The organism is Opitutaceae bacterium TAV5 (assembly GCA_000242935.3).
Lineage (GTDB): Bacteria > Verrucomicrobiota > Verrucomicrobiia > Opitutales > Opitutaceae > Geminisphaera.
In genome coordinates this window covers 877,958-896,209 of the sequence record CP007053.1, presented here as the reverse complement: position 1 = coordinate 896,209, position 18,252 = coordinate 877,958, and the positions used below count along the sequence as shown (strand labels likewise).

Below are 18,252 nucleotides of genomic sequence, written 5' to 3'. Positions count from 1 at the left end.
AAGGGAACTAGCGGTTTTTCTTTTCCATCTCCTTCTGGATGTCGACAGAAGTCTTGTTGAGATTCTGGACGAGGTCGGGAAGTTCGTCATCGGGGATTTCGGCGAAGATCATGATGTTGCCGTCGGTGAAAACGCGGTCGATCAGCCGGGCGCCGGCCGGGATGCCGTTGAGGGTGAGCAGGAGGCGGAGGCCCCGGTTGCTGACGGTAAAGCGGTAGAGGTCGCGGGAGGCCTGCGGCGTGAGGCTGAACACGAGGAATGAGCCGAGATCGGACTTGGCGATTTGCACCTGGGTGATGTCGTACTCGGTGAACTGGGGGCGGTTGAGGACGGTGAGCGAGAGTCCGCTTTGCGGAAGCGTGACCGGAGCGCCGGCTTCGGTGGGACGGGCTTCGATGAGGAAGCGGGCAATGGTGACAGGGTAGTTTTTGGCTCTGCTGGACTCGCAGCCGGCCGTGAAAACGAGCGCCATGACGGCGGAGAGGGCGAGGCTGAGGAGGAGACGGGGATGTTTCATACAGGAACGGGAACGGGCGATGGTGATGACGTGACGGGCAGGCCAGCCTGAGGGCGGAACGGAGCGCGGCAATCTCCGTTTGCGGGTTTTGTGGGTCGGGGGGGCATTTCAAAAAATGGACATGCAGCAAGTAAAGTCGTGGCACGGGCATCTTGCCCGCATCAGGAGGTCTGGAATCGTTCTCTTTCTCGTTTCTCATTCTCATCCCTCCGGTTCGGTCCTCCTTCTCCTTCTCTTGATCTTTCTCCTGTCCGTCCTGTCCGGAGTCCGGACGGCAGAGGAGAAAGCGCGGGCTGGTGCGAGGAGAATCCGGAAGACGGAAGAGAAGGAGAACGAGAAGGAGTAAGAAAAACGATCCGGAGCAAGAGAACGAGTAATACCAGCGTCCCGAATGTTTTTGATTTTACACAAAGGCCGCAAAGGACGCGAAGAAGGTAACTGGCAATCCTTTGCGCTCTTTGCGGCCTTTGTGTAAAAATCTGAAGGCTTTGGGGCTTTGGTATAAGAGAACGATTGGATTGGGGGCGTCTCGCCCGCTCCGGGTGTGGAGGCATGGAGGCGGCGCTTCGCGCCGTCGGCGGGCGGGAGGCCCGCGCCACTCCCTCGCTCATGCCGCCGTGCCGGTCAGCGTGCCAACCAGCTCGGCGCCGACGGCATCGGCGACAAGCCGGCCGCGCGGGGTGAGGCGCAGGCGGCGGGAGGACGCGCGGGAGCCGTCCGCAGGGCAGCCGACGGTTCCGCTGCTGGCCCATTCGGCGACGCCATCGGCGACGAGGCGTTCCGCAGCGGCTTCCAGGGCGGCGAGCGGGGCGGCGGCTTCCGCGCCGAAACGCCGGGCCAGCACCCGGAAATCGACGCCCTCGTTCATGCGCAGGCCGAAGATCGCGGCGTCTTCCATGAGCAACGCGGGTGTGAGCGGCGTGCGGTCTTCCGTCGCGCGTTGGCCGTTTTCCACGAGCTGTTGCCACTCGCCGAGATCGGCGATGTTGGCGCCGCGCCAGCCGGCGTGCTGCGAGGCGGCGGAGGGGCCGAGGCCGATCCAGGAATGCATCCGCCAGGTGTTCAGATTGTGAATACTGGCGTGGCCGGGGCGGGCGAAGTTGGAGATTTCGTACTGGGCATAACCGGCGGCGGCCAGCCGGGCCCAGGTGGTTTTGTAGAGGCGGGCCTCGTGTTCGGGATCGAGCTTCACCTTGCCCTGCGAGAGTTTCACCCAGAGTTTCGTGTCTTCCTCGAAGGTGAGGCAATAGGTCGAGAGGTGGTCGGGCGCGAGGGCGATGGCCTGTTCCAGATCGGCGAGCCAGGCGGCTTCGTCCTGGCCGGGGAGGGCAAACATCAGGTCGAGGTTGACGCTGGCAAAGCCGGCGGAGCGCACGCGGTCCCAGGCGCGGAACACCTGCTCGCGCGTATGCTGCCGCCCGAGCGCATCGAGCAGCGCGGGCTGGAACGACTGCGCGCCCATCGAAATGCGGGTGACGCCCGCGTCGCGCAGCACGGCGAGCCGTTCGTCGGTGACGGACGCCGGAGCCATCTCGACGGTCCACTCCGCAAGCGCGGCCACACCACGGCCGGCTGAGCCGTTGCCGCCGCTGCCGCCAGCCGCGGCGCAAAGTTCGCTGACATGGGCGCAAAGCGCGGCGAGGTCGCGGGGTGCCAGAAGCCCGGGCGTGCCGCCGCCGAAAAAGACCGTCGTCACCGGCTGGCCCCAGGTGACGAGTGCGGCTTCATTGCGGAGGGTTTGCAGGTACGCGCGGATGCCCTGGGCCGTGGGAGTCTCCTGGTAGAAAGCGCAAAAATCGCATGTGCGGGCGCAGAACGGCACATGCACGTAGAGGCCGAGCGGGGGGGGGAGGGGAGGGGCGGCATCTGTTTTCATTTCGCTCATTGCCAAGGGGGGGGCTTTCTGTTGCGTTCCGTCAACCTGGTTTTCTCAAAAGAATGTTAACCTTCCGTTCTGCCCAAGTGAAACGACTCATCGCCATCCTTCCGGTTGCGCTCTGCCTCATGCTGGCGGGCTGCAATCTTCAAGTCACCAATCTCACGCCCGAGGCCATTCCCGACAATCCGTCGCGGATCTTCACGTTCTCGGCCCGCGTCAATCCCGGAGGGGGCACGATCGTCCCGAGCAGCATCAAGGTGCGCATGGTCGTGGACGGCCAGAGCTTCGCGATGAAACCGAGCGAGCTGGGCAAATACGTGTACGAGTTCGACTACCAGCTCCCCGCCGGGCGCGACGAGGTGGCCTACTATTACATCGTTAACTACGAGGTGCAGGATGCCGGCGGCAAGTCCCACTCGCGCGAGGCCTACACCGACATCGTCCGGTCGCGCATCGTGGGCCGCTACGTGCTTTCGCTCGAGACCAGCCGCGGCCCGGCCGGCGCCCGCGTGAGCATCGTGGGACGCGGTTTTACTCCGCAGGACGCCGTATCCTTCGACGGCACGCCGGTGCAGACCGCCTACGAATCGGCCAACTCGATCGCTTTTTATGTGCCGGATGTCCCGGCGGGTCGTAACTACGACGTGACGATTGCGGGCGCCAATGGCACTTCGCCGGTCGGCACGTTCCGGGTTGACGGGGATGTTTCCCGCTCCGCGCCTGCCGGCACCACCGTCCAGGTGTCGCCGACCTCGCTCCAGCTTGCCAGGGGGCAGTCGCAGAATCTTACGTTCATCCTCTCCTCGCCTGCTCCGGCCGCCGGCCTGACGCTCGACGTGCTGACGGACGTTCCGAAGAGCGTGATCATGCCCGAGGTGACAATCCCGGCCGGCAGCACGAGCACGACCGTGAAGGTCGAGGGCGGAGAGCCGGGCGCCGGCAGCCTCTACCTGAAGGGCTTCGGTTCCGGCGAAGTCACCATTCCCGTAACCGTGCGCTGAGAACGCAACGCACGCGGAAGCCGGAGGCACAACGCCTCCCCGGCGCAGCAGCCTTTCCCGGCACGACGCGTCACGCGGAGAGGCAACGCTCACGGGCAAGGATGCCCGTGCCACGTCGGAAGCGGGCGGGACGCCCGCGCCACTTCGTTTCGTCCGGTTATCGGACGCGAATTACAACCGGGCGGCGAGGAGCTCGGTGTTGTTGCGGCGGATGGTGATGAGCTCCACGCGCGCGGCTCGCTTCAGCGTTTCGTCGTAGTCCACGAGCGCGGCCGAGATGCGCACGTCGCCTTCGGCGACCTCGAAACGGCGCGGCATGCCGTCGAGAAACTTGTCGAGCACCGGCCGGACCGTGCGCCCGAGGATCGAGGCATAGGGGCCGGTCATGCCCACATCGCACATGAAGGCCGTGCCGCCGGGCAAGACCGTGGCGTCGGCCGTCGGCACGTGGGTGTGTGTGCCGAGCACGGCAATGGCGCGTCCGTCGAGATGCCAGCCCATCGCCTGTTTTTCGCTGGTGGCCTCGGCATGCATCTCGACAAAAATGCCGTCCACCTGACCGGCGAGCCGCGCCAGCATGGCGTCGGCCATGTGGAAGGGACAGTCGGTGTTGATCTTCATGAAGTGGCGCCCGAGCAGCGTGAAAATGCCGAGCCGGAACCCGTTGACGTTGACGATCAGATGATCGCGGCCGGGGTTGCTGACGGGAAGGTTGGCGGGCCGGCAGACGCGTTCGAAGCCGCCGATGTCGCTCTCCCAGCCGCGCTGGTCCCAGACGTGATCGCCGAGGGTGATGGCATCGATGCCGTTGGCGAGGAGGCTCCTGGCGATGCTTTCGGTGATACCGGAGCCGGCGGCGGCATTTTCGCCGTTGGCGATGACGATATCGGCTCCCGACTCGCGGCGGAGCCGGCCGAGCCGCTCCACCAGAATTTCCCGGCCAGGACGGCCCACAATGTCTCCGATGAACAGGATTTTCAGCACACTGCCCAGGAAACACGGCGGAAGCGCTGAAACCAACCCCTAATCTGCAACGATGCGTTTTTTGGCGGCCTTCGGTCTGGACGCAGCGGCAGGAATGCCGCCGCTCCTTTACATTTTCTTCCCGCCCAGCGCAGCCGCGAGGGCACGCAGCCGGGCGTGGTCCTTCACGCCGGGTGAATCCTCGACGCCGCTGTTCACATCCACGAACTGCGCACCGCTGCGGGTAATCGCGTCGGCGATGTTTTGCGGATCGAGGCCGCCGGCGAGGATCCAGGTTTTTTCGGGAAACGCCTCGCGATGGCGCGCAAATTTCTGCCAGTCACCCGTCCGGCCCGATCCGCCGAAGCTTTCGGCATCAAATGTATCCAACAAAAATGTGTCCGCGAGCGGCAGGAGCAACGGAGAGACCTCCGCGCCGGCCGGCAGCCGTGGCGCGAGCCAGAGACGTTTGCGGCCGACGAGTTCGCTCCATTCCATGACGAGCGAACGCGGCACGGTCGGGTTGAAATGGATCTGGAAAAAATCGAAACCCGCCCGCAGGGCTGCGGTGAGATCGGCCAGCCCGGGCTCGACCATCACGGCCACGCGCCGGGGCGCACCGGGCGCGCCGGTGGCGGCGGGCAGACCGGGGCGCAACGCCTCATATCCGGTCATGCTCACGCGTCGCGGGGATTTGGGATAGAAGATGAAGCCGAGAAAATCCGCCCCCAGCTCCGCCGCCACGACGGCGTCTTCCGCGCGAGTGATGCCGCAAACCTTGAGCGTGATTGCATGGATCATGTCACACAAGCAAACGGGCGAACGGGGTGGAGCGCAAGGCGTCCGAAGCGACGCGGGCCGGACGCCTGCGCGCCTCATGCATCCCTCCCGGCAGGCATCCGTGCAGGCCGTCCGGGAGCAAACGCGCTTGACTGCTGCGCCGGTTCACCCGGATACGAACGGGCATGCCCCCCTCCGTTCAGGTCAATCTCCAGCAAGTGGCGGCCCATGCGAAGGTGAGCGTGAGCACGGCCTCGCGTTGCTTGCGTGGCGACACGCGATTTTCGGCGGCGACACGCGAACGTGTCGAGGACTCGGCGCGCGCGTTGGGTTATCGGCCCGATCCGATGCTGCGGGCATTGATCGCATATCGAACCCGCAAGAAGCGCGCTTCGGTGCGCGCCGAACTTGCCTGGTTGCATCCGTACAAGGGAGGACTGCGCAAGGCTCCCGTGCCGCGCCACCGTCTGCTGTCGATGTTTGCCGGCGCACGGCAGCGGGCGGAGGCGCTCGGTTACAGGCTGGTCGAGATGGCCTTGCCCGACGAGTCGGCCGTGCCGGCCGTGCAACGCATCATCGCCGCGCGCGGCATCGAGGGGGCGGTGCTGTGCTCGGTGCGCCGTTCTCCGGTTTGCACGGGGTTTGATTTTTCGCGGATGGCGGCGGTGTCTGTCGGCTACCCGACCGGGGAACAACCGGGTTTTCCGACGATTGTGCCGCATTATTTTCGCGGGGCGGTGCGGGCGCTCGACGAATTGCGTCGCCGTTTCGGGCGGCGGATCGGGCTGGCGTTGTTTGACGACACCGATGTGCATACCGATCACCTCATCCATTCCGCGTTCGGCTACATGCGCGATGTGCACCCGGAGATCGCATGGCCTCCAGTCCTGATCCGGCGGGAGCGTTGGAAAAGCTGCGTCGAAACTTTCCGCGAGTGGTATCTGGAGCATCGCCCCGACAGCATCCTCACCAACGAATGGCGCATCATTCACGTCATCCTCAGGCAGGGGCATGCCGTGCCGGACGATGTGAACGTGGTGTTGACCGATATCGCCCACCCCACGGCGGTGTGCGGCGGCATTTACGAGAACGCGCAGACGCTGGGCATCTGCGCGATCAACCAGCTTGCCGGCATGATCCAGCAACGTGAATTCGGTCCTCTGGAGCGGATACAACATACCTTTGTCGAAAACCCCTGGATGGAAGGCCCCACGATCCGCCCGTTGACCGATGCGACGCCGGAGGAACTCGCCCGGCGGGCGGAGGAGTTGCGCCGGTTCCGCCAGATGCAGGTGCCGCTGCTGCCGCGAAAATCCTTTGCCCACCACCTGCCGGATATCGGTTACGGCTACGGCGTGCCTGCCCCGGTGCGGGTCTAGGCGGAGAGGCGCAGGCAACCGAAAATCGGCGGCTCCGTTTTTCCGTTCGTCAAACGGCTCCTCCCTTTTCTCCTCTGGGGCGAAAATCGAGGTTTGTTGCATCTATTGCATGAACTTTACCGGCGCGTCACTCCGCGCTTCATGGCGCCAGTTTCTCACTGCGATTCAGCAGACCTTGTTTCCCCCGCCGTCCACTCGCCATTTTTCCCCGTCACGTATGAAAACAGCCATCTGCCTCCGATCCCGATTCCCCTTGCTTGCCACAGGCATCGCCCTTCTCGCCGCCTTCACGTTGCCGGCTCCGGCCGGGACCACGCGCATTGTGGAGCGTGTCGAGGTGGATCGTATTTTCTCCGGCCTTACAGTCGGCTTCCAGTCGCTCACCGACGAAGCCAACAACCGCCAGTATGTCGCCTACTACGACGCCAACCGCGACATGGCCGTGGCCTCGCGATCGCTCGGTTCCCGTCAGTGGACCAAACGCGTGCTGCCCACGCGTGTCGGCTGGGATTCGCACAACTACGTCACCCTGGCGCTCGACCGCGACGGCCAGCTCCACGTCACCGGCAACATGCACTGTGCGCCGCTCATCTATTTCCGGACCACGACCCCCGGCGACGTGATGTCGCTGCGTCCTGTGGCCCGCATGACCGGCGCCCGTGAAATGCGCGTGACGTATCCGCAGTTCATCAAGGGCTCCGGCGACGAACTGATTTTCACGTACCGTGACGGCGAAAGCGGCAACGGCGACACGCTCTACAACCGCTACGACGAAAAGAGCAGACGCTGGACCCGGCTGACGGACAAGCCTCTCTTCGATGGTCAGGGCCTCATGAACGCCTATCCCGTCGGCCCCGTGCGCGGTCCCGACGGCCTCTGGCATCTCACCTGGGTCTGGCGCGGCACACCCGACGCCGGCTCCAATCACGACCTCTCCTACGCCCGGTCGCGTGATCTCGTGCACTGGGAAACGGCCGACGGCAAATCGCTTTCCCTGCCCATTTCGCTCAAGACACCGGGCTCCGTCATCGATCCCGTTCCTCCGGGCGGCGCCATCATCAACGGCACTGGCCGCATCGGCTTCGATGACAAGGGAAGAACCGTAATCTCGTATCATAAATATGATGACAAGGGAGCGACCCAGATTTATTTCGCCCGCGATGAAGGCGGCGTCTGGAAAATCACCTGCCTCACCGACTGGAATTATCGCTGGTCTCCCGGCGGCGGCGGTACGATCTCCTTCGATGTGAGCTGTTCCGAACTCCGCCATGACCCGCGTGTCGGGTACTACATCGGACTCGAAAACAAGGTGGAGGGGAGCGGGACTTGGCGCATCGATCCGACGACGCTGAAACTCGGCGAGAAACTGCGTAACGACGAACTGCCTACATATGTCCCGCCCGAGCTCCTGCGTCGTACTGGCGAAGATCCGCGTCTCACGGTGCGCATGCCGTCCGAACCGAGCACGACGCATCCGGGAAGGCGTTACCTGTTGAGGCGCGAATCGCTTCCCTTCAACCGCGACCGTCCGCCCGAGCCTCCGGTTCCGGCTCCGGGCCCGCTGGAGATCATCACGGTCGAAACAACCTCCGGCTGACCCCTGCAAACTCACGCGTACCTCCATCCTGCTTTTCACCACATGAGACTTCTTCCGTTATTTGCATACCTTGCTGCGCTTGCCCTGTTCGCTCTGCCCTCCCGGGCGGCGGCCATCGAAGACGGGGCTGAAATGCCGCTTCAGCTTCGTTACGACTTTGCCGACGCCAGTGGACAATCCGTCCCTGATGTTTCCGGGCATGGCCGCAACGGCGTGGTTACGGGCAAAGCCCGGATCGCCCCGATTCCCGGCGCCACCGCGCCACGCAGGAATGCGCTGGACAACACCGCCGCCGTCATGGGTTCCGCGACCGGAGGGACCGGCGGCAGCGTCCGTTATGCGGGTGCCGGCTGGGGGCCACAAAAGGCGTTTACCGTGACGATGTGGTTTCACACCAGTCCCGGCCAGCCGCTCGCTCAGGGCACGCGCCTCTGGGAGCTTCACGGCATCGCGCCGAAGCATCTGCTCCTCGGAATCAACCAGGGAAGACTGACCGTCAACCTTGGCGACAGGTCCCTTTTGTCGCACACCACTCCCCGTCCGTTGCTCCAGGAGACTGACAAGTGGGTGTTCGTGGCTTTCGCTTACGACGGCACCTACGAACGCGACAACCTGCGCCTGTTTATCGGTTCCGGAACCGACCCGATTCAGGCGCTCGCCATCGGCACCACCGCGGAGCCGCTCTGGGCAAAGCCGGCCGGCAAAGTTGAACTTGTCGTCGGTTCCAACACCGCCAATGGACGCGCGCTTTCCGGCTGGATCGACGACGTCCGCGTTTACAGTCATGACAATGAAACTACGGGAGCGCTTGTGCTTTCCGAATGCCAGACCGTGCTCGATGAACGCGCCGTCAGTTCCACTCGCTGAGCCGCCCCCTCCCCTTGTTTGCCTGCCATACCATTCCTGTTTCCCAAACTCATCTGAATCCACACTCCATCATGAAAACGCAAAGCACATTCCTCGCGGCATTCCTTGCCAGCCTTGTTCTTGTCGCATCCTCCGCGCGCGCGGAGCTTCTGTTCAGTTACGATTTTAACACCCCCGAAACCAGCGCGACTTCCTCTGGCACCGCGCACATCGGAGCAGCCGGCACCGGCCTTTCCGGTGCCCCTGTGGACAAAGCCCTGGATAACACTGCCGCCACCATGTCCGGCGCCGGTGGCGGCGCTTATTACGAGGGCACCCTCGGCACGCTTGCTTCGTTTACCGTGACCATGTGGTTCAAGACCGATGGAATGCAGACCAAAGGTGCGACTCGCCTGTTCGATAACGGCACTCAACTCCTGGCCTTCGATGGTGCCGACAGCAGCGGTTCCCAAAAACTTACATTCAACAGCGGCACCTCTCTCGGCACTTATAGCACTTCCACGCTCGCTACCTCCGGCGAATGGATTTTTGTAGCGGTTTCCTACAACGGAAAAAGCAACTCCGACAACCTTACGTTTTACGTCGGAACGAAGGGGACCGAAACACAACCGGGCAGTTTCGAATCCAGCACGGTCACTGCTGACCGCGGCTCCCTCAACTGGGGTAGCAGCGTCGTCAAGCTGATGTTCGGTGCCAACAGCACCAATGGCCGTTCCCTTGATGGCTGGATCGACAACATCAAGTTCTACGGTTCGGCCAGCGATGCCACCGGTGCGCTCGATACCATCGCCATCAACAACATCTGGCAAACCGACATGACCAGTACCCCCGTTCCCGAGCCCGCCGTATGGGCATGGCTGGCGGGCGGGCTGGCATTGGCCGCCACCGCCCTTCGACGTCGGCTGACACGCTGAAGTCTTCCAGCAACCACTCCGGAAATATCCAACAAAAATCCTGACATGAGCATTCCCCCCAAACGCATCACCGCCTTCACGTTGATCGAGTTGCTCACAGTGATTGCCATCATCGGCATCCTTGCCGCGATTATCATCCCCACTGTCAGCAAGGTTCGCGAGACGGCCAGGCAAGCCGTCTGCACCAGCCGCCTGAAAGAGCTGGGCGCAGCATTCGCTCTCTACGTGCAGGATCGCCGCGACTGCCTGCCCGATCCCGACGATGCGGCGGACAAACGGTGGCCGCACTACATGATGCCCTACATCGGCCCCTATCAAAACAAGTTCGGTATGGACGGCCGAGTCACCGGCATCGATGGGGCGGCGTCCGGTCTCGTTTACAAACTCCCGATCTTTCGCGACCCCGTGCAGGAAGCTCAACACACCGGCACCGGGCACGGTGTTTTCGGATACAACACCAACCTCAACCACACCTATCCCGACGCCACGCTCAAAAACGCCACCCCGGTTCGCTACAGCAGCCTCTCGCAACCCTCCCGCTTCATCGTCCTGGCGACCACCGAAGCGATCAAGGTGACCAAAGGCGGCGGCATTCAGCTTGAAACCGGCGTGCCTTCGCCGATGGCTGCCAGCAAAGGCTACACGGGAGGCACGACCAGCGACCGGGGCATCGCTCCTCTGTTCGGACGGAAGGCCATGATTCTCTTCGCCGACTGGCACGTTGCGGCAAAGGATGTATGCACGGCGAACGTCTGGCCATGGAATGATGACCAGGCGTTCGATCCCGCAAAGTAGAGCGCGAGGTGTTTTTCTATCCGGCGAAGCTGTTGATCGCGGCGATGACGTGATCGACCTGCGTGTCGGTGAGCTCGGGGAAGATCGGGAGACTCGTGCAGGTGGCGCAGGTTTTTTCGGCGACAGGCAGGGAGCCCTCTCCATAGCCGAGCGAGGCGAAGCAGGCCTGGCGATGCAGCGGCACGGGGTAGATGAGGTCGGTGCCGATCTCGTGTTTCGCGAGATGTTCGCGCAAGGCGTCGCGCCGCGGGTGGCGGAGCGTGAACTGGTGCCACACGCTCTCGCCGGCGTTGTCGGCGGTGTTGGCCACGGGCAGGATCGTATCGGCGAGCTTGATACCGGCGAGATAACGGTTGGCGATCTCGCGGCGGCGGGCGGTCCAGGTGGCGAGGTGCGGGAGCTTGACGTTGAGGAGCGCCCCCTGGAAGCCGTCCATGCGGAAGTTGAAGCCGACGTGGTCGTGGTAGTAGCGGCGGCCCATGCCGTGGACGCGAAGGAGTTTTGCCCGGTCGAAAACGTCGTCGCGCCGCGAGACAAACGCGCCGCCTTCGCCGCAGCCGCCGAGATTTTTGGTCGGATAAAAGCTGAAGGTGCCGGCGTCGCCGAGCAGGCCGACGGGCGTGCCCTTGTAGCGGGCGCCGACGGCCTGGGCGCAGTCTTCGACGACGAACAGGTTGTGCTTTTTCGCGATGGCGAGGAGCTCTTCCATCGGCGCGGGCAGGCCGAAGAGGTGGACGGCAACGATGCCTTTCGTTTTCGGGGTAATGGCGGCTTCGACGGCGGCGGGGTCGAGGTTGAGCGTGGCGGGGTCGATGTCGGCGAAGCGCGGCGCAGCGCCGACGTAGGTCGGCCCCCAGGCGGAAGCGATGAAGGTGAACGGCGGCACGATGACTTCGTCACCCGGCCCCCAGCCGGCGAGGGCGGCGGCGAGGTGGAGCGGGGAGGTGCCGCTGTTGACGCCGAGCGTGCGCGGATAACCGAGGGTGGCCGCGAAGTTTTTTTCGAAATCCTCCACGTCCCTGCCGAGACAGAAGCGCGTGGCGTCGTAGGTCGCGGCGAGGGCGGCGAGCGCCTGCTCGCGCAGGGCCTTGTGCTGGAGTGAAAGGTCGAGGAACGGGACTTTCATGGAGGTGCGGACGGATGGATTGGCGAGAGTGCGAAAGGCAGACGTTACGCGCAGCGGGCCGGCGGATGCCAGACTGGAGTCTGGCGCTCCCGGGAAATCCGGCTATCGGGGTTGGGCATGTTTTCTGGAAATTCCGGTTCAGGCGAGGCCAACGGCAAGGGGGACGATGCGATCCTGGCGGACGAGATCCGGGCGCTGGCGGCGGGCAGGGCCGGCGAACGGGTGATCACCGTGGCGACGGCGGAGAGCCTGACCGCGGGGCAGGTGCAGGCGTTGTTGGGCGCGGCGTCGGGGGCGTCGGCGTATTTCCTCGGCGGCGTCACGGCCTACACGCTGGCGCAGAAGGAGCGACTGCTGGGCGTGCCACTGGCCGAGTCGGAGCCGTGTGCGGGCGTTGCGGAAGCGATCGCGCGACTCATGGCGGCCGGAGCGCGGCGGCTGTTCGGTGCGGAAGTGGCGGTGGCGACAACGGGGTTTGCCGAGCCTGCGCCGGAATCGGGAGTGACAGCGCCGTTTGCCTGGTGGGCGGTGGCGTGGTCGCCGTGGGCAGGAGCGGGCGGGAAGGACAGCGGGTTACGCTTTCGGACGGGGCGTGTGGAGTGGCCGGGCGCCGGGCGGATCGTGGCGCAAACGCTGACAGCGCGGGCGGCGGCGCACGCGCTGCGGGAGGTGTTGCGCGAATTGCGAGGGAGTGGCGCGGCGATTGGCTGACAGCCGGTGCGCCCTTCGTTATCTGCTTGTCTTCCCAGCGGAATATTTCTGTCGGGTTGTCGGACCATCGATCCAGGTGCCTTCGATCAGGGTGAGGGCAGGAGTCGACGGCAGCCCGATTTCGTTACGGAAAAGCTGGCTGGCGAGCATGTCCATCGCGGCGACTCCCAGGTTGCGGTTGTCCTGCTGCATGCCGGCGAGCTGGCCGGTGCGGTTGCCGAGGTCCAGGGTGGCATAACCGACATCGGCCGGCACGCGCGCCCCGCGTTCCTGCAACCAGGGGAGTGTGAAGTCCGGCCAGATGCCGATGACCGCGTCGGGCTTGTGTTTGTCGAACCAGCGCAGGAAGGCGGAGGGATCGGTGTAGCTGTCGAGCGCGACCGGCTGAAGGTGAACGCCGCCGTACATCGGCTGGCTGCCCAGAAAACCGGTGCGCCACAGGTACCGGACGCGAAGGTGATCATCCTGATGCAGGGCCATGCCGATACGCCGATACCCCAGCATGCGCAGGTGCTCGTAGCAGGAGAAAATCAGGCTGATGTTGTCGTGGGCGGCCCGATGCAGGGCCATTTGACGGAAGGAGTAGCCGATGGCGACGACGGCATGTTCATGCCAGTTGAGTTCCAGAGACTGATGATGGATCGATATGGGCGCGAGCAACGAACCGCGCACGCCCCGCGCATCGAGGATACGGGCCATCTGGCGCGACCGGCAACCCGCCTTGCCCAGCCACATGGGTTGCAGATCGAAACCGAGAGTGCGGGCGCGTTGCCGGGCGCCTTCGAATTGTTGCAAGTGGGAAGGATGCCGGCGCCAGTCGTCCTCCGTGGCGTACGAGGTCAGATAGGCGACGACTTCGCCGGTGGGCTGAAGGCGATGCCGCTGGCGGACCTGCGACATGAGGGCATTGACGAGGGCGTTGTTCCGGTAACCGGCCTCGCGGGCCGCGGCGAGGACACGTTCGCGGGTGGCAGGGGCTACCTTGGGATGATTGCGGAGGGCGCACGCCACCGTCGTGTGGCTGATGCCGAGCCGGGCGGCGAGTTCACGAACGGTGGGTATCCGGGACGGGGCCATCTTGTATTGAAAATCGCGCGCAGATCGCCGGTCCGGTCAAGGGCGTTATTCACCATCGTCGCAATCAGAGGCCACCTTGCCCGGCGTCGTCGGCATTCTTTTCGTTCCGTCACGTTGCCGCTTTTTTGTCGTTTGCCAACCTCGCCCGCGAACGAATCCCGGTTCCTTCCCGCCGGGCGGGAACCGGAGAGATCGCGCCTGCGGCAGGGCCTGTCTATCCATGAAATTCTTACGTGTAAGACGGAGGCGCCGTTGAGACGCCGGGAAAGTCGTGTTCGTTGAGGTTCCATCAGCTCCCCGTCTGTATGAAAACTCCCAAAACCCTGAATCTGGCAGTCGTCGGTTTCGCCCTGGTGGCTGCGGCCTTGGCGGCACGCGCCGACTACACCGAAAACCTGCTCGTCGGCTGGACCTTCAACAGCGGGCCAGACGACGTCCTGACCAGTGATCTCGGATCGCTTTCGAACGTCATGCTTGTCGCCAGGGATGTCGGCAGCGATACCGCATTCAGCGCCAACAGCGACGGCACGCTTTCCCTGGGCGGGGGCAAGGTGCTCGTCGCCGATGCCATCAACAGCGCAACGTACCCGGGATTGGCGAATGCCTTCACCCTCTGGGTGCGATTGAGGTTCGATACGCTCCAGACCAATGCGATGGTGTTCGGTCTCATCGACAGCGTATCGGCCGCCAGCGGTTTCGGCCACCTTTCGGGAACGCTTCGGGTGGTCAGCGGCGAAGAGGGCACGATCGGATATTATGGCCGGACCGACAGCGGCGGCGATATTTCCCGCGGCTCCGGATTCATGGCGATCTCCGGTGGCGAGTTCATCGACATTGCGATCCGGTTTTCGGATACGGACAACAACAGCAGCGCCTACGATGCCTGGCTCGGCAACGGGGAGAACGGGCAGTCGCATGGCGGCACCTGGAACGGCGCCTCCGCCGGCATGCAGGCGTTCCAGTCGCTTGCTCTCGGTCGTCTCAACAGTGATACGTCGGCCAAACTGACGATCGACGAGGTGCGTCTCTACGATGCCTTCCTGAGCAACGAACAACTGGCGCAAATTTCCGCCCGGGCGATACCGGAACCGGCAGCCGGAACGACAATCGCCGCGGTCTGCCTCCTTGCCGGGATTCTTGGCGCGCGTCACCGCCGTCGTCGCCGGCAACATGATGATGCCGAATCCTGCAATCCCCTGACTTGACCTGAAATCAGATAACACCCGAAAAAACGCTCACGAAATCCCCGCCATGAAAACACCGCTTTCTGCCATCTTCCCGCGGCCGGCCTGTCGCCGCGCCTTTACGTTGATCGAACTGCTTACCGTGATCGCCATCATCGGCATTCTCGCGGCGATCATCATACCGGCCTCCATCTCGGTGAGGCAGACGGCGCGGGCGGCGGCCTGCAAGAGCAACCTCCGGCAGATCGGCGTGGCGCTCAACCTCTACGCCGGGGATAACAAGGGATATTTCCCCGCCCCCCGGGCCAAAACGTCCGCCGGGCAGGCTTCGCCGGCATTTCCGGAAGGAGACGGCGACTGGTACACTGACGTATGGATGACAAAACTACAGTCCTACCTGGAGAACAGGAACCCGGATGTGAGTGACGGCTATGGCAAGAAGGCCGCCATCTGGGACGGCGTGTTTCGCTGCCCGGGCAAACCCAACTGGGACCTGAATGCGACGCCTGGCGATTTCGACAAACTTTCCTACAGCATGTCTTCCTGCAACGTGAACGGCACCGAGGTAAACCGGGCTCGTCGCCAGGAGGAGTTTCTGCGTCCGACATTGACTGCCATTGTCGTCGATTCAAACACGGGAACCGTGTTTATAAACAACAACCATTTCATGTACCGGGACTACATGGCGCTATGGCACAAGGGAAAAGATAACGTCCTGTTTGTGGACGGTCATGTGGAGACTGTCGCCAAGGGCGGACTGAATTACTGGCTGGTAAAATCGGCCGACGATCTGGACCGGCCGGTCGACCCGTAACCGGCGGCATTGCGCTTGTCATCCTCCTCATGAACTTACGCACTCTCGCGTTTCTCTGCGCGGTCCAGGCAGGCATCGTTTCCGCGGTTCCCGTCGCCTTGCCGGCTGCGGCGCAGCCTTCCCCTGCGTTGACGATCGGTACCGGCCGTCTCACGGAAATCTGGCCGGCAGGCGAAACGGTGCGCTGGCGGTTGACGCTGGCCGCTGCCGCCGGCGAACCGCTGCGAGGTGCACGGATCGTCTGGACGATCAATACCTGGAACCGGCAGGGCGTGGCGCATGGAGAGATTCCGGTATCGTCGGCCAGACCGGGAAAGGGCGAGATCGTCATGGATTTCGACTACAAACCGTCTGCGCTTGGCTGGCATGAAGCCGTCCTCGAATTGCGCGATGCGGCCGGAACGGGTCTCGACCGGCAGGCGCGGCGTTTTTCGGTGGGCTCCGCACCGCGAAGCACCGGCGAGTATTTCCGTTACGGGCTTTGCTCGCACATGCGGCGGCAGATCGGCACGCCGTTTTTCGAAAAGGAGGTCGAGCTCTCGCGCCAGCTTGGCATCGATATAATCCGCACGGAGCTGGCGGGCTGGGAAACGACCCAGCCGCGCGAGGGGGAATGGAATTTTTCCGTGGCCGACACGGTGCTCGATGCGCTGGCGAGGCATGGCATCGAGATCCAGCCGGTCTTCGGGTATTCCACGCGCTGGGCCTCGACCGGCGATCCGCAGGCGAAGGACTGGAACGAGTGGAACAAGACCGCTCCGCGTCTCGAACCATGGCTCAACTACGTGCGCACCGTGGTCGAGCGTTATGGCGACCGCGTTCGTTACTGGGAAATCTGGAACGAACCCGACATCAGTTTCTGGCGCGCCCCCACAGAAGCCTACGTCGAACTTTTCGACAGGACGTCGGCGCTCATCAAAAAGACTTCGTCCCGCGCACTCGTCCTCAACGGCGGTCTGGCCATGGTGAGGCGTCCTCCCAACCCCGATTTCGTCACCCGGTTTCTCGCCTCGGCTTCACCCGGAAACTGGGACATTTTTGCGTATCATGATTATCATACATTCGCGCAACTCCTGCAAAGGCGAGAGGAGGTCGGCGCCTTGCTCCCGCGGCTGAAAGTGAAGCTGCCCGTCTGGGTCAACGAGGGCGGATCGCACACCTTGCTCGCCGGCGGCGAGCGCGAGCAGGCGCGGCGGCTCGTAAAGAAAATCTCCACCGCGCCGTCGCTCGGGATCGGCGCCTACTTCTGGTACAACCTGCGTGACGACGGGCTCGATCCCGGCGAGCCCGAACACCACTTCGGCCTCACGCTCCACGATGGCCAGCCCAAGCCTGCATGGTCGGCGTTCCAGGCCCTGATCCGGGAGCTGGGTGCGGCCCGTTACCTGCGTTCGTTGCCCGAGTCCGGGCTTCCGGCGGGCGCCTGGGCTCATCTTTACCGATTGCCGGCCGACGGCTCCGCATCGCCGGCGAGGCATACCCTCGTGCTCTGGCGGGAAGGCGCTTCCCGTCAGACTCCCGTCTGGCTCGACGCCGGTGCCGGTGCACGGATCACGGCTGTGACCGACCTGATGGGCAACCCGATCAAGGTGGCAGCCGGTTCGGGCGGTGTGGCGTTTCCGGTGACGGACGATCCTGTCTATGTGCACATCGAAGGCGAGGGGGAACCCGCCCTTTCGGTCAGGCCGTTGCTGGAAGCGCCCTCGCCGGTTGTCCTGGTGGCGGGAGAACCGTCGCGCATTGCGGTGACCTTGCATAATCCGCTGCCGCATCCCGTGACGGCGGAGATGGCATGGAGCAGCCCGATCGCGGGTCTGCATTTTCCCGAAAGGCAGAGCCGGCTTGCCCTGCCCGCACACGGCTCCGCCGTGACCACCGTCGAACTCCATGCCGCTGCCGACCGGCCTGTATCCACAGACACGATACGGGAGGCGGAAGCGAACGAGATCCGTTTTGTCCTCTCGCTGCCCGACCTGGGCCTTTCCCTTCCCGGTAGCATCCCCGCTTCGCAGGCCACCGCAATCCGCCGTCTTCCCGCCGGGGCCGCGGCCATTCCGGAGAGCATCCCGGTGATCACGCTCGATCACCGGGATGATATCCACAACCTTTACTCGGCCGAGCCGCTGCCCGCCATGCACTGGGGTGGTCCCGAAGACCTCGGCGCTGTCGCCCGTCTGGCATTTACCGGCGAGGCGCTTTATCTGCACGTCGCCGTCCGCGACGACGTTCACTATCAGACCGACGTGGGCGAAAATCTTTGGGAAGGCGACAGCCTGCAAATCGGCCTGAGCCCGGGCGACGGGACCCCGGGTTACTTCGAGGCAGGCATCGCTCTGGCCAATGACGGGCGCACCGGCGGCTGGGTATTCACCCTTCCCGGCAACGGCGCGGGATCGCTCGCCCGCGGACCACTCGATCCGCGTGTGCAGCGCGAGGTTGTCCGCTCGGACCGGACCACGACCTACCGGCTCCGGTTGCCCTGGGCGCTCCTTGGCCTGAAAGGGCCGCCCGCGGGCGGCTTCCGGTTCAATTTCGTGATCAACGACAACGACGGCCGCGGTCGCAAGCAGTGGGTCAAGCTCGACGACGGGCTCGGCGACCAGAAAAACCCCGCGTTGTGGCGTATCTTCACCTGCCCCTGAACTGCC

17 protein-coding genes are annotated in these 18,252 nt (G+C 64.0%); 11 read left to right on the top strand and 6 right to left on the bottom strand.

Annotated features, from left to right (window positions below):
- Positions 1-7 precede the first annotated feature (7 nt).
- On the bottom strand, positions 8-517 hold the full coding sequence (locus tag OPIT5_04520) for a hypothetical protein (GenBank protein AHF89608.1): 510 nt from the start codon (positions 515-517) through the stop codon (positions 8-10).
- A gap of 115 nt (positions 518-632) precedes the next feature.
- Here OPIT5_04520 and OPIT5_04515 point away from each other — a divergent pair, with 115 nt between their 5' ends.
- Complete coding sequence (locus OPIT5_04515) at positions 633-863, top strand: hypothetical protein (protein ID AHF94072.1); 231 nt, start codon at positions 633-635, stop codon at positions 861-863.
- Positions 864-1,124: 261 nt separating this feature from the next.
- On the opposite strand, the gene OPIT5_04510 is transcribed toward OPIT5_04515, so the two are convergent.
- Complete coding sequence (locus OPIT5_04510) at positions 1,125-2,402, bottom strand: coproporphyrinogen III oxidase (GenBank protein AHF89607.1); 1,278 nt, start codon at positions 2,400-2,402, stop codon at positions 1,125-1,127.
- 53 nt (positions 2,403-2,455) lie between these two features.
- Here OPIT5_04510 and OPIT5_04505 point away from each other — a divergent pair, with 53 nt between their 5' ends.
- Complete coding sequence (locus tag OPIT5_04505; protein ID AHF89606.1) at positions 2,456-3,397, top strand: cell surface protein; 942 nt, start codon at positions 2,456-2,458, stop codon at positions 3,395-3,397.
- A 171-nt stretch (positions 3,398-3,568) separates the two neighbouring features.
- Here OPIT5_04505 and OPIT5_04500 read toward each other — a convergent pair whose 3' ends face one another.
- The gene (locus tag OPIT5_04500) at positions 3,569-4,381 is read right to left on the bottom strand and encodes a hypothetical protein (GenBank protein ID AHF89605.1); all 813 of its coding nucleotides are present in this window, start codon (positions 4,379-4,381) and stop codon (positions 3,569-3,571) included.
- Between the two features lie 108 nt (positions 4,382-4,489).
- Entirely contained in the window at positions 4,490-5,161 is a 672-nt protein-coding gene (locus OPIT5_04495; protein ID AHF89604.1) for a phosphoribosylanthranilate isomerase, read from the bottom strand.
- Positions 5,162-5,325: 164 nt separating this feature from the next.
- Here OPIT5_04495 and OPIT5_04490 point away from each other — a divergent pair, with 164 nt between their 5' ends.
- The 5 genes from OPIT5_04490 to OPIT5_04470 all read left to right on the top strand — a co-directional run bounded on the left by OPIT5_04490 (position 5,326) and on the right by OPIT5_04470 (position 10,692).
- The gene (locus OPIT5_04490) at positions 5,326-6,519 is read left to right on the top strand and encodes a LacI family transcriptional regulator (protein ID AHF89603.1); all 1,194 of its coding nucleotides are present in this window, start codon (positions 5,326-5,328) and stop codon (positions 6,517-6,519) included.
- Between the two features lie 217 nt (positions 6,520-6,736).
- Positions 6,737-8,116, top strand: a complete 1,380-nt coding sequence (locus OPIT5_04485; GenBank protein ID AHF89602.1) for a hypothetical protein — start codon at positions 6,737-6,739, stop codon at positions 8,114-8,116.
- A gap of 42 nt (positions 8,117-8,158) precedes the next feature.
- On the top strand, positions 8,159-8,983 hold the full coding sequence (locus OPIT5_04480) for a hypothetical protein (GenBank protein AHF94071.1): 825 nt from the start codon (positions 8,159-8,161) through the stop codon (positions 8,981-8,983).
- 71 nt (positions 8,984-9,054) lie between these two features.
- Positions 9,055-9,897, top strand: a complete 843-nt coding sequence (locus OPIT5_04475; protein AHF89601.1) for an anchor protein — start codon at positions 9,055-9,057, stop codon at positions 9,895-9,897.
- Positions 9,898-10,029: 132 nt separating this feature from the next.
- Entirely contained in the window at positions 10,030-10,692 is a 663-nt protein-coding gene (locus OPIT5_04470) for an N-terminal cleavage protein (GenBank protein ID AHF89600.1), read from the top strand.
- A 16-nt stretch (positions 10,693-10,708) separates the two neighbouring features.
- Here OPIT5_04470 and OPIT5_04465 read toward each other — a convergent pair whose 3' ends face one another.
- The gene (locus OPIT5_04465) at positions 10,709-11,818 is read right to left on the bottom strand and encodes a Pleiotropic regulatory protein (GenBank protein AHF89599.1); all 1,110 of its coding nucleotides are present in this window, start codon (positions 11,816-11,818) and stop codon (positions 10,709-10,711) included.
- Positions 11,819-11,935: 117 nt separating this feature from the next.
- Here OPIT5_04465 and OPIT5_04460 point away from each other — a divergent pair, with 117 nt between their 5' ends.
- Positions 11,936-12,529 carry a damage-inducible protein CinA gene (locus OPIT5_04460; GenBank protein ID AHF89598.1) on the top strand — a complete coding sequence of 198 codons (594 nt, stop codon included), beginning with the start codon at positions 11,936-11,938 and terminating at the stop codon, positions 12,527-12,529.
- A gap of 18 nt (positions 12,530-12,547) precedes the next feature.
- Here OPIT5_04460 and OPIT5_04455 read toward each other — a convergent pair whose 3' ends face one another.
- The gene (locus tag OPIT5_04455; protein AHF89597.1) at positions 12,548-13,606 is read right to left on the bottom strand and encodes a LacI family transcriptional regulator; all 1,059 of its coding nucleotides are present in this window, start codon (positions 13,604-13,606) and stop codon (positions 12,548-12,550) included.
- A gap of 305 nt (positions 13,607-13,911) precedes the next feature.
- Between OPIT5_04455 and OPIT5_04450 the strand changes: the two genes are divergently transcribed.
- The 3 genes from OPIT5_04450 to OPIT5_04440 are packed head-to-tail and all read left to right on the top strand — an operon-like array spanning position 13,912 to position 18,246.
- Positions 13,912-14,811 (top strand): hypothetical protein, encoded by a 900-nt coding sequence (locus tag OPIT5_04450; protein AHF94070.1) that lies wholly within the window; start codon positions 13,912-13,914, stop codon positions 14,809-14,811.
- A 46-nt stretch (positions 14,812-14,857) separates the two neighbouring features.
- A complete protein-coding gene (locus tag OPIT5_04445; GenBank protein AHF89596.1) occupies positions 14,858-15,604 on the top strand; it encodes a hypothetical protein in 747 nt (248 codons plus the stop codon).
- A gap of 29 nt (positions 15,605-15,633) precedes the next feature.
- Positions 15,634-18,246 (top strand): glycoside hydrolase family 10, encoded by a 2,613-nt coding sequence (locus OPIT5_04440; protein ID AHF89595.1) that lies wholly within the window; start codon positions 15,634-15,636, stop codon positions 18,244-18,246.
- Positions 18,247-18,252: the final 6 nt, after the last annotated feature.

Excerpts from the sequence above, each read along its gene's own strand:
- OPIT5_04520 (AHF89608.1), bottom strand. The coding sequence starts at position 517 with ATGAAACATCCCCGTCTCCTCCTCAGCCTCGCCCTCTCCGCCGTCATG.
- OPIT5_04515 (AHF94072.1), top strand. The coding sequence starts at position 633 with ATGGACATGCAGCAAGTAAAGTCGTGGCACGGGCATCTTGCCCGCATC.
- OPIT5_04510 (AHF89607.1), bottom strand. The coding sequence starts at position 2,402 with ATGAGCGAAATGAAAACAGATGCCGCCCCTCCCCTCCCCCCCCCGCTC.
- OPIT5_04505 (AHF89606.1), top strand. The coding sequence starts at position 2,456 with ATGTTAACCTTCCGTTCTGCCCAAGTGAAACGACTCATCGCCATCCTT.
- OPIT5_04495 (AHF89604.1), bottom strand. The coding sequence starts at position 5,161 with ATGATCCATGCAATCACGCTCAAGGTTTGCGGCATCACTCGCGCGGAA.
- OPIT5_04490 (AHF89603.1), top strand. The coding sequence starts at position 5,326 with ATGCCCCCCTCCGTTCAGGTCAATCTCCAGCAAGTGGCGGCCCATGCG.
- OPIT5_04485 (AHF89602.1), top strand. The coding sequence starts at position 6,737 with ATGAAAACAGCCATCTGCCTCCGATCCCGATTCCCCTTGCTTGCCACA.
- OPIT5_04480 (AHF94071.1), top strand. The coding sequence starts at position 8,159 with ATGAGACTTCTTCCGTTATTTGCATACCTTGCTGCGCTTGCCCTGTTC.
- OPIT5_04475 (AHF89601.1), top strand. The coding sequence starts at position 9,055 with ATGAAAACGCAAAGCACATTCCTCGCGGCATTCCTTGCCAGCCTTGTT.
- OPIT5_04465 (AHF89599.1), bottom strand. The coding sequence starts at position 11,818 with ATGAAAGTCCCGTTCCTCGACCTTTCACTCCAGCACAAGGCCCTGCGC.
- OPIT5_04460 (AHF89598.1), top strand. The coding sequence starts at position 11,936 with ATGTTTTCTGGAAATTCCGGTTCAGGCGAGGCCAACGGCAAGGGGGAC.
- OPIT5_04455 (AHF89597.1), bottom strand. The coding sequence starts at position 13,606 with ATGGCCCCGTCCCGGATACCCACCGTTCGTGAACTCGCCGCCCGGCTC.
- OPIT5_04450 (AHF94070.1), top strand. The coding sequence starts at position 13,912 with ATGAAAACTCCCAAAACCCTGAATCTGGCAGTCGTCGGTTTCGCCCTG.
- OPIT5_04445 (AHF89596.1), top strand. The coding sequence starts at position 14,858 with ATGAAAACACCGCTTTCTGCCATCTTCCCGCGGCCGGCCTGTCGCCGC.
- OPIT5_04440 (AHF89595.1), top strand. The coding sequence starts at position 15,634 with ATGAACTTACGCACTCTCGCGTTTCTCTGCGCGGTCCAGGCAGGCATC.